The organism is Mucilaginibacter sp. A5337 (assembly GCF_059690695.1).
The window spans coordinates 532,572-545,397 of sequence record NZ_JCAWEC010000006.1; the positions used below are offsets into that span (position 1 = coordinate 532,572).

At 44.8% G+C, this 12,826-nt stretch carries 12 protein-coding genes; 4 read left to right on the top strand and 8 right to left on the bottom strand.

The features are described from left to right. Nucleotides 1-97: 97 nt before the first annotated feature. A complete protein-coding gene (locus AC59JO_RS22715) occupies nucleotides 98-1,105 on the top strand; it encodes a zinc-dependent alcohol dehydrogenase family protein (RefSeq protein WP_413670455.1) in 1,008 nt (335 codons plus the stop codon). A 461-nt stretch (nucleotides 1,106-1,566) separates the two neighbouring features. Next, complete coding sequence (locus AC59JO_RS22720) at nucleotides 1,567-1,770, top strand: hypothetical protein (protein WP_413670454.1); 204 nt, start codon at nucleotides 1,567-1,569, stop codon at nucleotides 1,768-1,770. A gap of 9 nt (nucleotides 1,771-1,779) precedes the next feature. Here AC59JO_RS22720 and AC59JO_RS22725 read toward each other — a convergent pair whose 3' ends face one another. From AC59JO_RS22725 to pdeM, 4 genes are all read right to left on the bottom strand, one after another. Next, nucleotides 1,780-2,565: a succinate dehydrogenase/fumarate reductase iron-sulfur subunit gene (locus AC59JO_RS22725; protein WP_413670453.1), complete on the bottom strand. Its 786-nt coding sequence runs from the start codon at nucleotides 2,563-2,565 to the stop codon at nucleotides 1,780-1,782. Between the two features lie 105 nt (nucleotides 2,566-2,670). Next, on the bottom strand, nucleotides 2,671-4,605 hold the full coding sequence (locus tag AC59JO_RS22730) for a fumarate reductase/succinate dehydrogenase flavoprotein subunit (protein WP_413670452.1): 1,935 nt from the start codon (nucleotides 4,603-4,605) through the stop codon (nucleotides 2,671-2,673). Nucleotides 4,606-4,646: 41 nt separating this feature from the next. Beyond that, nucleotides 4,647-5,438, bottom strand: coding sequence for a succinate dehydrogenase cytochrome b subunit (locus AC59JO_RS22735; protein WP_497308184.1), 792 nt, complete (start codon nucleotides 5,436-5,438; stop codon nucleotides 4,647-4,649). Nucleotides 5,439-5,620: 182 nt separating this feature from the next. Further along, complete coding sequence (gene pdeM / locus AC59JO_RS22740; protein ID WP_497308186.1) at nucleotides 5,621-6,277, bottom strand: ligase-associated DNA damage response endonuclease PdeM; 657 nt, start codon at nucleotides 6,275-6,277, stop codon at nucleotides 5,621-5,623. Between the two features lie 170 nt (nucleotides 6,278-6,447). On the opposite strand from pdeM, the gene AC59JO_RS22745 reads away from it, so the two are divergent. Continuing rightward, complete coding sequence (locus AC59JO_RS22745) at nucleotides 6,448-6,825, top strand: DUF6249 domain-containing protein (RefSeq protein WP_413670449.1); 378 nt, start codon at nucleotides 6,448-6,450, stop codon at nucleotides 6,823-6,825. A 182-nt stretch (nucleotides 6,826-7,007) separates the two neighbouring features. Here AC59JO_RS22745 and AC59JO_RS22750 read toward each other — a convergent pair whose 3' ends face one another. Beyond that, a complete protein-coding gene (locus tag AC59JO_RS22750) occupies nucleotides 7,008-7,523 on the bottom strand; it encodes a DinB family protein (RefSeq protein ID WP_413670448.1) in 516 nt (171 codons plus the stop codon). After that, on the bottom strand, nucleotides 7,498-8,715 hold the full coding sequence (locus AC59JO_RS22755; RefSeq protein WP_413670447.1) for a sensor histidine kinase: 1,218 nt from the start codon (nucleotides 8,713-8,715) through the stop codon (nucleotides 7,498-7,500). Before AC59JO_RS22755 ends, AC59JO_RS22750 begins: the two co-directional genes overlap by 26 nt. A gap of 221 nt (nucleotides 8,716-8,936) precedes the next feature. On the opposite strand from AC59JO_RS22755, the gene gltX reads away from it, so the two are divergent. Next, a complete protein-coding gene (gltX, locus tag AC59JO_RS22760) occupies nucleotides 8,937-10,457 on the top strand; it encodes a glutamate--tRNA ligase (RefSeq protein ID WP_497308189.1) in 1,521 nt (506 codons plus the stop codon). A 112-nt stretch (nucleotides 10,458-10,569) separates the two neighbouring features. Here gltX and AC59JO_RS22765 read toward each other — a convergent pair whose 3' ends face one another. Beyond that, nucleotides 10,570-11,325: a 2-phosphosulfolactate phosphatase gene (locus AC59JO_RS22765; protein ID WP_413670445.1), complete on the bottom strand. Its 756-nt coding sequence runs from the start codon at nucleotides 11,323-11,325 to the stop codon at nucleotides 10,570-10,572. 50 nt (nucleotides 11,326-11,375) lie between these two features. Next, entirely contained in the window at nucleotides 11,376-12,461 is a 1,086-nt protein-coding gene (gene gcvT / locus AC59JO_RS22770) for a glycine cleavage system aminomethyltransferase GcvT (protein ID WP_497308192.1), read from the bottom strand. Between the last annotated feature and the right edge of the window lie 365 nt (nucleotides 12,462-12,826).

Consider the following 12,826-nt stretch of genomic DNA (forward strand, 5'->3'; position numbering starts at 1 on the left):
GTGTAAATGTACAATTATTACGAGGGTTTGTACAAGGCAGGTGGTTTATGTGTTGTATAATTTTGCACTATAAATAAAACAACTCAGAATTACTAAAATGGAAAATCAAAATAAACCGACTATGCAGGCGTTAATTGCCACCGAAGCAAATGCCCCTTTTACCATAACCGAAATAGAACGTCCGCTCGCTGCAGAAGGTCAGGTACTGGTACGCATTATAGCAAGTGGTGTGAGCGTATTGGATAACAAGATCCGCACCGGAAAAGGCGGGCATGCCCAACAGCCGTTACCAGCTATTTTAGGGATGGATTTCGCCGGTATCATTGAAGCTGTTGGTCCTGGTGTTACCCGTTTTAAGGTAGGCGACGAAGTATATGGACTTGCAGGCGGCATTGGTGGCTTGCAAGGTACTTACGCGCAATATGCCGCTTTTGACGCGGATTTGCTTGCTGTTAAGCCTTCAAATTTAAGTATGCGCCAATCGGCCTCTATGCCCCTTAATTTCATTACTGCCTGGGAAGGCCTTGTGGATAGGGCAAATGTGCATGAAGGTCAAAAAGTACTGGTTCATGGCGGTGCAGGCGGCGTTGGTCATTTAGCAGTTCAAATAGCCAGGGCATTTGGAGCCGATGTTTATGCTACCGGCAGTGCTGCACAACAGCAATATATTGAAAGTATAGGAGCCACTTTTATTGATTACCGCGCCACAACTGTTGAAGAATATGTGAACAAATATACCAATGGTGAGGGATTTGATATTGTTTATGATACTTTGGGTGGTGCTACGTTAGATGCCTCATTTGTTGCCGCCCGCTATTACACCGGGCATGTGGTAAGCTGTTTGGGTTGGGGCGAACATAAGCTGGCTCCCTTGTCATTTCGTGGTGCAACGTATTCAGGGGTGTTTACTTTGATGCCGATGATCAGTGGCAGAGGGCGCAAACATCATGGCGAAATTATGGAGGAAGCAACTAAACTTGCAGAAGCAGGTATGCTTGTTCCGTTGGTTGATGAAAGACGTTTTACATTGGCCACAGCTAACGAAGCACATGACATTATTGAGAACGGTAAATCGGTTGGTAAACTGGTGGTTGATGTAGCCTGAAGCTGCCCGAATCATGTTATGCAGTGTTTAAGTCCGGGGAGTTTGAAGGGAAAAATGCCATTCGCCATTTGTCATGCTGAGTGTTAAATCCGGTGGATTCTGAAGGTAAAATGACATCTTCATCACGTCATTGGGAGGCACGAAGCAATCCCCAACAGGCAGGTAACGATCTTTGTTCTATGGACTTACATCGTTGCGCTCCTGGCCGCGCGGGCCAGGTACTTTTGTCTTGATACAAAAGTACCCAAAAAATCAAGTCAGCAGATAGGCTTCTTTGCGCACAGGCCTTTGCCCTGCAAATCGGACAGAACCACGGCTGCAATTATTTTGCCCCGCTCCGCATCCGCATTCCCAACGCTTCTGCAAAAACTTGCTATGCCCTTTCCTGCGCTCAAGGCCACCATCGTTCTGCCCGATTTCATCCGAAGCTTACCTGCTGACGGGAACATCCTTCATTTATTATGTCATGGGTAGGTACGAAGCATCTTCTTCGCCCGTGTATAGCGGCCATGCTTGTTGAAGAAGATCCCTTCGTACCTCAGGATGACAGTTTTTTTGTGAATTATGTCATGGGTAGAAACAAAAACATCAACCAGCTTATCCGTTTGAGATGGTTTATAAACAAAAACGGCCCGGTGAAAACCGGGCCGTTTGCTATATCCTAAACAATTCAATTAGTGATTTTGTTCGTGTACTTCTTCTTCCCTGAACAGTTTCGCGCTGAAATAATCATTGTTCATGCGGGCAATGTTGGTAAGCTTAATTTCTTTAGGGCATTCAGCTTCGCAGGCACCGGTGTTGGTACAGTTACCAAAACCTTCTTCGTCCATCTGGGCAACCATTGATTGCACACGACGGTAACGCTCTGGCTGACCTTGTGGCAATAAGCCAAGCTGAGTGATCTTAGCAGATACGAACAGCATAGCCGAAGCATTTTTACAAGCTGCAACACAGGCTCCGCAACCAATACAGGTAGCCGAGTTGAAAGCTTCATCGGCAATAACCTTAGGAATTGGGATAGCGTTGCCATCAGGTACACCACCGGTATTCACCGAAACATAGCCACCAGCCTGCTGGATCCTGTCGAAAGCGGAGCGGTCAACCGCTAAGTCTTTAACAATTGGGAATGCTTGCGCGCGCCATGGTTCGATAGTGATGGTTTCACCATCGTGGAAGGTACGCATGTGCAGCTGGCAGGTAGTGATACCGCGTTTTGGTCCGTGTGGGTGACCATTGATATATAATGAACACATACCGCAAATACCTTCGCGGCAGTCGTGGTCAAAGTTTATTGGCTCATCGCCTTTGTGGGTCAGGCTTTCATTTACCACGTCGAGCATTTCAAGGAACGACATATCAGGCGAAATGTTCTCAGCTTTGTAGCTTACAAATTTACCCGGGGTTTGAGCATTTTTTTGACGCCATACTTTAAGCGTCAGGTTCATATTTCCGTTACTCATCTTTGTTTTAGATTTGAGTTATCGTTATTTTTTGTTGATTGAGAGAGCGATTGATTAGGTGAATGGTTGTTAACTTAATCAACCACTCATCTAATTAACCATTCACTATGCGTAATTACGTTGTGATAAATGAACTGCTTCAAATGTCAGCTGTTCCTTATGCAATTCCTCCGGCTGATTTTCACCTTTAAACTCCCAGGCAGCAACAAATGCAAAGTTTTCGTCATCGCGCAGTGCTTCACCATCGGCAGTTTGTGACTCAACCCTGAAGTGGCCACCACATGATTCTTTGCGCATTAAAGCATCGTCGATCATCAGCTCGCCAAGTTCAATGAAATCGGCCACGCGACCAGCTCTTTCTAACGAAGCGTTTACTTCTTCGTTTTCGCCGGTTACGATAGCATTTTTCCAGAAATCGGCTTTCAAAGCCTGGATCAAACCTTTGGCTTTTTTCAGGCCTTCTTCTGTACGGGCCATACCGCAGTACTCCCACATAATGTGGCCAAGTTCGCGGTGATACTCGTTAGTAGTTTTGTTGCCTTTAAGGGCCAGCAATTTATTTACGTGTGCAATTACATCCTGTTTGGTTTGCTCAAAAGCAGGGTGGCTTGTATCAACCTTTTTAGGGCCGGTTTTAGCAAGATAGTCACCAAGGGTATAAGGGATTACAAAGTAACCGTCAGATAAACCCTGCATCAACGCTGAAGCACCAAGGCGGTTAGCGCCGTGGTCTGAGAAGTTACACTCGCCCAAGGCATATAAACCGGGGATGGTAGTGCTCAGGTTATAATCAACCCAAAGGCCGCCCATGGTATAGTGTACCGCAGGGTAAATACGCATTGGCTGTTTATACGGGTTCTCGTCGGTAATCTGGATATACATATCAAACAGGTTACCGTATTTGGCTTTAACTGTTTCTTCGCCCAGGCGTTTGATAGCATCGGCAAAGTCAAGGAATACAGCGAAGCCCGAACCGCCTACACCTCTGCCTTCTTCAACCATTTCCTTAGCGTTACGTGAAGCCACGTCGCGCGGAACAAGGTTACCGAAAGCCGGGTATTTACGCTCAAGGAAATAATCGCGATCGTCCTCTTTAACCTGGTCGGCTTTCAAAGTGCCTTTGCGCAATTGCTCGGCAATTTCAACCGTTTTTGGTGCCCATACCCTACCGTCGTTACGCAGCGACTCAGACATCAGCGTAAGCTTAGACTGGTGATCGCCGGTTACCGGGATACAGGTTGGGTGAATTTGAGTATAGCAAGGGTTACCGAAGAAAGCACCGCGTTTGTGTGCCCTCCAAGCTGCCGTTACGTTAGATCCGATAGCGTTTGTTGACAGGTAGAACACGTTGCTGTAACCGCCTGTACACAATAATACGGCGTGACCAGCATGGGTATCAATCGCGCCGGTAAGCATGTTACGGGTAACAATACCTTTGGCATGGCCATCGATAGTTACCACGTCAAGCATTTCGTGGCGGGTATACATTTTTACTTTACCGGCATGGATCTGGCGGTTAAGGGCAGAGTAAGCGCCTAATAAAAGCTGCTGTCCTGTTTGGCCCCTCGCGTAGAAGGTACGCGATACCTGCGAACCACCGAATGAACGGTTATCCAGCAAGCCGCCGTATTCGCGGGCAAAAGGTACACCCTGTGCCACGCACTGGTCAATGATGTTTACCGAAACTTCGGCCAAACGGTGAACGTTGGCTTCGCGTGCGCGGTAGTCACCACCTTTAATGGTATCGTAAAATAAACGGAAAACGCTGTCGCCATCGTTTTGGTAGTTTTTAGCAGCATTGATACCACCCTGTGCAGCAATAGAGTGCGCACGGCGTGGGCTGTCCTGGAAACAAAATGCCTTGACGTTGTAACCCAGCTCACCTAAAGTGGCAGCTGCCGAAGCGCCTGCCAAACCGGTACCTACAATAATGATATCGTATTTACGCTTGTTGGCGGGGTTAACCAGCTTCAGATCAAATTTATGCTTGCTCCATTTTTCGGCTAATGGGCCTTGAGGAATTTTAGCATCTAATGTCATCTCTTCTATATGTTTATGTTTGTGGCTTTTGGCCAGCTAACTTAGTGAGCTCCCTGGGTTGATAAATAGTAATAATAAACCGGCATGGCGGCAAAAAGCAGCGGAATAATAACCGCAAACAGCCATGTGCCAATAAAGTAAACTACCGGGGTGTATTTGCGGTGTACCCAGCCCAGCGTACGAAATGCGCTCTGGAAACCATGCAGCAAGTGAAATGCTACAGCGCCCATGGCTATTACGTAAAATATAACGTAAATAAGGTTGCTGAAGCTATAAACAACGCGTGCATGCAGGTCTTTTACCCTTACAACCTCTACATTGTTTTCGGTTGATACAGAGTGGCTGAAATCAGCGTTAACCGGTTTGTATTCGGCAGCAGTGGTAACACCGGTAGCCAGATCGGTACGGTACTCTTTAAAGCCCATGGTTTGGTCGTTGTGGTAACGGAACCAGAAATCGCCCATGTGGATAACGATGAACAGGAACATGATTGAACCTAAAAGGCCCATGTTTTTTGATGACCATGAGGCATCAGATTTTGCCGCTACTGCATAACGTACAGGACGGGCTTTACGGTTTTTGACAGTCAGGATCAAACCGTATAGTGCATGCACTAAAATGGAAAAGTACAACAGGTATGCAATTACTTCGATAGGCGGAAAATGCGTAAGGAAGTTGGCATACACGTTAAAACTGAAACCGTCATCGTGTTTAAACAACAGCAGGTTGCCGCCTACGTGTACAATTAAAAAGGTACACAGAAACAAGCCTGTTAAAGCCATGATCAGCTTTTTGCCCAGCGACGAGTTTAAGGTTTGTTTGAATTCGCTCATTATGAATTGGATTTGTTAGGCAAAAGTATTTATTAAATAACAAAACATAGAAGAGGTTTTGGCTTATTGAAGATCAAAAATCTATTTAGAATCAATCTAAAGCAATGGGCTGGCTGTTAAGGTGTAAATACACTGCTATGACAGTTAATGCGCTGTAATAAAGGTTGGTGCAGTATGAAAAATCAGGCGATAGCAACTACTTTATCTTTCAATACAGCAAAGATCCTGTCGTTTTGAAGGCTGCGGATAGCAACCCGGCCCGTAAATTTACCAAACGACGGCAGTATAACCTGCCGGCTTCCGAAAGCAAAGCATGGCAGCGTGATGCTTTGCCGCCCTCTGCCGCTCAGATTTACGCCGGGGTGGATGTGCCCGCAAAAAACATAGCCTGCCGCCGGTTTATCATCAGCAAGCGGATGGTGCATCATCAGAAATGGGCCTATCAATAAATCGTCATGCAACTCGATATTTAGGTTGTGATAATGTTTATCATCGATTACATCATGGTTGCCGCGGACGAGGATGACCTGCAATGCTGGGAACTGGCTGCGCCAAAGGATGAACCAATCCCAGTCGTTATTCATATCGCTATGGAACAGATCGCCTAAAAAAATTACTTTCTCTGGCTTATGTTCATAAATAAGATCAGAAAGTACAGCCAGGTCGCTTTGTTCCATATCGCGAGGTATGGCTATCCCCGCTTTACGGAAATGCCCAACCTTACCCAAATGCACATCGGCAACTATCAGCGCCTTTTGTTGATGCCAGTAAATGGCTTTTTGTGGTAATAATAAAAGATCCTGCCCCAGCAGGTTAAATGGAGTAGCCGCACTTATCATTAAGGCAAAGGTACACAAGCCCCCCGGCCCCCTAAAGGGGGGGTGAAAATATTTTTTCAATCAGGGTGTAACCTGTTTAAAAAACATGTGGTCATAGCTTACAAATACACCGCAACGGCGTATTTACAGAGAGAAAAAACAATATTAACTTAATTAAAAAAACAAATATTATGGGCGCAGGTGAATTGGGTGTATTAGCAGGAATTATAATACCCCTCAGCTTATTCGCAATGATCTTCGGGATCGTTTACTTAAACAAACGGGAGAAATTAGCTATGATCGAAAGAAACATGGATCCAAGGAGTTACAAACCACAATCGGCTCCTTACCAAAATTTAAAATGGGGCTTGCTGCTCATTGGTTCAGGTATCGGGTTGTTTTTAGCCTATGTTTTAAATCGTGGTATATTCAATAGTTTTGACGACGATGTTTTCTTTTTGTACGTAGCATTGATCGCTATTTTTGGAGGAGCGGGTTTGTTTTTATCATACCGCATCGAAAAAAGGGAAGTGCTGGATAAGGAAGATCAGCATATCGAAAAATTATAAGCGATTTATTCAATATCATTTAAAGCTCCGGCATTTTGGCGGGGCTTTTTTTGCAGCCAAGCCGGTTGTACAAAAAGCCGGGTATGTCGGAGAGATTGTTTTGGTGTATGATATTCTGTTTGATTTGACCTTTTGCATCCGATAATTTGCAGGAGGCTAATCGGTTAAAATAAGCGGCAGGCTTACCCTATACCATACCGCTCTTTAAATAAGTTTAAATGATGGCGCTCATGCCCGGCGAGCATAAATACAAATGCCGCTACAGTAAACAAATGGCTGCTGGCTATGCCAGTACGGGCTAATTGCTCATCGCTGAAAGCTTTAACCATATAAAGATTGCCCTGGCGTAAAGCCCTGAACTCTTCGGCCAGATCTTTTATATTTTGACTGTTAAAATCGGTATTGTTAACGTAAACATCCTGGTCAAAACCGGGTAGCTCAATGTGGTTGCGCGAAAATACGAGCGCCCGGTAAGCAAAAGTACGTTCGGTATCAATCATGTGTCCCAAAGCCTGCTTAACTGTCCATTTACCGGGGGCATAGGCGTGCAAAGCTTCTTCGTCGGTTAAATTGCTGAGCAGCTGGTAGCTGATATTCATTTGCTGTTCAAGCATGTTAATTACATCATTGTCGCCAACAAGCCCTACATATCCCGCAGCAAACGGCGAATAATCACCTGGTTTTGGTTTTGTTATCATTGCGCGTGTTTTTTAGTATTATCCTGAATGTTGTTCCCTTGCCTATTTCCGAGTCTTTTACAAAGATCTGCCCGTTGTGGTAATTTTCCACAATACGTTTGGTGAGCGACAGGCCCAGCCCCCAGCCCCGCTTGCGCGTAGTATAACCGGGTTGAAAGACAGTATCAAATTTAGAGCGGGGGATGCCTTTGCCGGTATCGGTAATATCGATAAAAATTTGGTTTTTTACCTTGTTGCCGCTGATTTCAACTTTAATACTGCCTTTGCCCTCAATGGCATTAACAGCATTTTTTAATATGTTCTCTATCACCCAATCAAACAGCGGAATGTTAAGGCCGGCCTTTAAATGAGGGTTGCCGGTAAGCTCAAAACTGATGTTTTTGCTTACACGAACTTTAAAGTAATCAACAAAATCCTTCACTACAGCATACACGCCATGTTCTTCCAACACGGATTTGGAGCCGATTTTCGAAAAACGATCGGCCACTATTTCCAGGCGCTTTACATCGTTTTCCATTTCGGCAATCAGCACATCATCTTCGGCATTAAACTTCTCTTTCATTAGCTCAATCCAGGCAATGAGCGACGATATAGGCGTGCCCAGCTGATGTGCTGTTTCTTTAGCTAAACCAACCCAAACCTGGTCCTGCTCCGATTTTCGGGACGAGCTGAAGGCGGTATAGGCCATCAATAAAAATATAGCAATTACGGTAAGTTGGATATAAGGGAATAAGCGCAATTGTGTAAGCAGCGGTGAGTCTTTATAATAAACAAAATTTTCTTCGCCCAAAACCTGGAGTTTAATAGGAGCATGCTGCCCCTTCATATATTCAAGCTCTTCTTTAAAATAAACTGGATCGTATTTTTTCTTTTTGTTGCTTTCTGCTTCCAGCTTAATGAAGGTTTTTGTTGTGTCTAAGCCACGCTGTAAAACTATTTCACCTTTCCCATCAGTTACGATAGCGGGTACGGTGAGGCTATCGCGCACAGCTATTACGTAGTTTAAAAAATCATTATCATCTGAGGCAAGGATCTGGCGCATACTTATGGCCCAAACCTGGGCGCGGGTACGTTCCGAACGCTCAATGTTTTTTACCAGGTAACGGGTATAAAGTAATGAGCCAATTGCAATTACCACGGCAAATGCAAGGAGTAAATATTTCCAACGTTTTTTCTGTTGATATGGGTTCATGCTAGGCACAGTCCAAATAACGTAAAATTGCTTTGTAAAATATAATTTTTGTTGGGGAGGGAGTCCGTAAGTCGGAGAGTCCGCAAGTCCGTAAGTTGAAAAGTTCGAATTTGTACGTGGTCAAACTTTCAGATTACAGGCTTTTCGACCTGTACCGTCCTTTCGACTTTCGGACAGCGGACTTCCGGACTTTCCGACTTAAAACCTATCTTTGCCCCATCATGACCGATAAAAAAGTAAGAGTCCGTTTTGCGCCAAGCCCTACCGGTGGTTTACACCTTGGTGGCGTGCGCACCGTGTTGTTCAACTATCTATACGCCAAAAAACATGGCGGCGATTTTGTTTTGCGAATTGAGGATACCGATCAAACCCGTTATGTGGAAGGTGCCGAAGAATATATTTTAGATTGCCTGAAATGGTGCGGCCTTCACCCTGATGAAAGCCCGGTTGCAGGAGGGCATTATGCCCCTTATCGCCAAAGCGAACGTAAACCGCTTTATCGTGAGTATGCCGAACGCCTGGTGATGGAAGGCCATGCTTATTATGCCTTTGATACTGCCGAAGAATTAGATAAAAATCGTAAAGAGATCCCTAATTTTCAATACGGATTAGCTTATCGCCATACATTAAGAAACTCGCTTTCGTTGCCGCAGCATGAGGTTGACGCATTGCTTGCTGCCGGTACGCCGCACGTTATCCGTATCAAAATGCCCGAAGGTGAAACCGTTACTTTTAACGACATGATCCGCGGGTATGTGAGCTTTGAAACCAGCCAGGTTGATGATAAGGTATTGTTAAAGGCTGATGGTATGCCTACGTACCATTTGGCTGTGGTAGTTGATGATTACCTGATGAAAATTACCCACGCTTTCCGCGGAGAAGAGTGGCTGCCATCGGCCCCTGTGCATTTACTGCTTTGGGAATACCTGGGCTGGAAAGCCGATATGCCACAATGGGCACACTTGCCGTTGATATTGAAACCGGATGGCCATGGTAAGCTGAGTAAGCGCGATGGTGCCCGTTTGGGTTTCCCGGTTTATGCTATGAATTGGTTCGATGCAAAATCGGGCGAATTAACACAGGGTTTCCGTGAGCTTGGTTTTTTACCAGAGGCATTTTTGAACCTGTTGGCTACTTTAGGGTGGAACGATGGTACCGAGCAGGAGATTTTTACCCTGGATGAACTGATTGAAAAATTCTCGATAGAGCGTGTTAATAAATCAGGCGCTAAGTTTGATTTTGAAAAAGCCAAATGGTTCAATGCCGAGTGGATTAAGAAGTTGGCAGTAGGCGATTTGCAGTTGGCAGTTAAGAAAGTATTTGCTGATAAAGGCGTTATAGTTGAAGACGACGACTATCTTGGAAAAGTTATTGGTTTGATCAAAGACCGTTGCGTGCTGTTGCCAGATTTTTACCAGCAGGCAGGCTTCTTTTTTGAACAGCCTAAAGAGTATGACCTTAACGCGGTAAAGCCTAAATGGAATGATACCAAAACGGAGTTTTATCATGCATTCATCGCTTTGCTAAATAATGAGGCTGCTATTGAAGCGCATGACCTGGAAGCTAAATTTAAAGCCCTTGCCGAAGAAAAAGGTTTAAAAGTTGGTGATGTGATGCTGCCATTCCGCATTATGCTGGTTGGTGGTAAGTTTGGCCCGCATGTATTTGATATTGTTGCGCTGCTTGGTAAAGAAGAAACCATCAGCAGGATTGAAAAGGCTTTGGTAGAGTTTACCGCCTGATATATAAATATGTCATTGCGAGGAGGAACGACGAAGCAATCCCGTAGCTATGCACATCGAATATGCATGGCTACGAGATTGCCACGCTGCGCTCGCAATGACATAACTTATTTTACACCACCAATTTCACCAACTTCTCCCCTTCCAGAATCGGAATAGCGGTAGTCAGGTCAATCTGTAAGCAAAATTCAATATCTTTTTCGATACCTAATTTCTTCAGGCGTTCGCCGTGTGATGTTTTTTTGAGGTAAGTATTGATATCGCTTTTACCAACCTGGAAAAGATCATTGGCGGCTATAGCGGCATCATCCAATACAAATCCTTTGTCTTTTAACTGGTCAACCACAGCTCCTGCAAACAGGGTATCTTCCAGGTTGAAATTGTTTTTCCATCCGGCACAAACCAGCAGAATATTTTCATTTTGCGTGTTAAGCCAGTTGCTTAGTGCGGTAAGGTTCAGGAACGAACCAATTACAATTTTTTTAGCGCTGCGCGATAAATGCAGAGCGTGTGTGCCGTTTGTAGTGGTTAATACTACGGTTTTGCCCGCTACTTTTTCTTTTGTGTAAGAAAATGGCGAATTGCCAAAATCAAAACCCTCCACTACCGATCCGTCGCGTTCGGCGGCAAGAAGGTAATCCAGCCCTTTCTCTCTATACGCGGCACACTCCTCAACTTGTGATACCGGTATAATAGCCTCAGCACCGTTTTCAATACCATAACATATAGATGATGTTGCCCTGAAAATATCAATAACCACTACAATATAATCTTCCACATTAAAAAGCGGCAGTAATGCAGGGGTTAGGCAAACGTGTGCCCCCCGGCCCCCTGAAGGGGGAGTTTGGGTAGTTGTAGTTTCGGACATTTGTTGTGTAGTTTATTTAAAGCTTTACAGGTAGTTCCCCCTTCAGGGGGTTAGGGGGCTTTATAAAACGGCGGTTTTACAATCTGTGCCTTGATTTTATTATCCCTGATGCTGATGTAGATCTCGGTGCCTTCTTTGGCGAAAGCGGTATCTACATAACCCATACCAATAGCTTTTTGTAACGATGGCGATTGTGTGCCTGAAGTTACTTTGCCAATGGTATTGCCATCCACATCAACAATAACATAGTCATGGCGCGGAATGCCGCGGTCAATCATTTCAAAGCCTACCAGCTTGCGGCTTACACCAGCTTGTTTTTGGGCTTGCAGGGCTTCGGCATTGGTAAACTCTTTATTGAATTTGGTTACCCAGCCCAGGCCGGCTTCAAGCGGTGAAGTGTTATCATCAATGTCGTTACCATAAAGGCAGAAACCCATTTCCAGACGCAGGGTATCACGTGCGCCTAAACCAATTGGCTTAATGCCGAAGGGTTCGCCTGCTTTGAATATGGCATCCCAGATCTGCTCCGCGTATTGGTTTTCAAAATAGATTTCAAACCCGCCGGCTCCGGTATAACCTGTAGCAGATATCACCACGTTATCAACGCCGGCAAACGTTCCTTTTTTAAAGGTGTAGTATTCCATCGATACCAAATCCACCTCGGTAAGGCTTTGCAAAGCTTCAGCAGCTTTGGGGCCCTGGATAGCCAGCAGTGAAGTACGGTCGGAGATATTTTTCATATCTACGCCGTTGGTGTTGTATTTGGAGATCCAGTCCCAGTCTTTTTCAATGTTTGAGGCATTAACCACCAGCATATAGGTCTTTTCGTCGATACGGTAAACCAGCAGATCATCAACAATGCCGCCATTTTCATTTGGCAGGCATGAGTACTGCACCTTGCCATCGTATAATTTTGAGGCATCGTTGCTGGTTACACGCTGAATTAAATCAAGCGCGTTCTCGCCTTTTAAAATGAATTCGCCCATGTGGCTCACGTCAAAAACGCCAACAGCTTTGCGCACGGTTTCGTGTTCGGCGTTAATTCCTGCGTATTGAACGGGCATGTTGTAACCGGCAAATGGAACCATTTTAGCGCCGGTTTTTACGTGGATATCGGTTAATGCGGTATTCTTCATCGTCAACTTAAATATTGGCCGCAAAGGTAACTATTACAAATCGTAATCAGTACCCCTCATTGGTTTTGATTATGTTGATTGCTTTATGATTTTCTCACCGGCCTCTGCGGGTTTAAGTAAGTTGAACCCCTCTGGGGTTCGGATAAGGGGTGGGACATTATTTTCTACAAACCTTTTCCCCCTCTGGGGGATTTTTACAATTTTAATAAACAGTATTAACTGAGATGTGCTTGAGGATAGCTGCACCAGAGGTGCAAAAGGTTTGTAGTTTATATTTTCGGTAATGAATGTCTCGTCCTAAAAAAAGTTTACAGGTTTTAAGATAATCCTGTTATGTATTTACAGGTTTGATAATGTCCTGAGAT

Bases quoted from the DNA above. Each gene is read 5' to 3' on its own strand.
- AC59JO_RS22725 (WP_413670453.1), bottom strand. From the start codon at position 2,565: ATGAGTAACGGAAATATGAACCTGACGCTTAAAGTATGGCGTCAAAAA.
- AC59JO_RS22750 (WP_413670448.1), bottom strand. From the start codon at position 7,523: ATGATAACAAAACCAAAACCAGGTGATTATTCGCCGTTTGCTGCGGGA.
- AC59JO_RS22745 (WP_413670449.1), top strand. From the start codon at position 6,448: ATGGGCGCAGGTGAATTGGGTGTATTAGCAGGAATTATAATACCCCTC.
- pdeM (WP_497308186.1), bottom strand. From the start codon at position 6,277: ATGATAAGTGCGGCTACTCCATTTAACCTGCTGGGGCAGGATCTTTTA.
- AC59JO_RS22720 (WP_413670454.1), top strand. From the start codon at position 1,567: ATGTCATGGGTAGGTACGAAGCATCTTCTTCGCCCGTGTATAGCGGCC.
- gcvT (WP_497308192.1), bottom strand. From the start codon at position 12,461: ATGAAGAATACCGCATTAACCGATATCCACGTAAAAACCGGCGCTAAA.
- AC59JO_RS22715 (WP_413670455.1), top strand. From the start codon at position 98: ATGGAAAATCAAAATAAACCGACTATGCAGGCGTTAATTGCCACCGAA.
- AC59JO_RS22755 (WP_413670447.1), bottom strand. From the start codon at position 8,715: ATGAACCCATATCAACAGAAAAAACGTTGGAAATATTTACTCCTTGCA.
- gltX (WP_497308189.1), top strand. From the start codon at position 8,937: ATGACCGATAAAAAAGTAAGAGTCCGTTTTGCGCCAAGCCCTACCGGT.
- AC59JO_RS22735 (WP_497308184.1), bottom strand. From the start codon at position 5,438: ATGAGCGAATTCAAACAAACCTTAAACTCGTCGCTGGGCAAAAAGCTG.
- AC59JO_RS22765 (WP_413670445.1), bottom strand. From the start codon at position 11,325: ATGTCCGAAACTACAACTACCCAAACTCCCCCTTCAGGGGGCCGGGGG.
- AC59JO_RS22730 (WP_413670452.1), bottom strand. From the start codon at position 4,605: ATGACATTAGATGCTAAAATTCCTCAAGGCCCATTAGCCGAAAAATGG.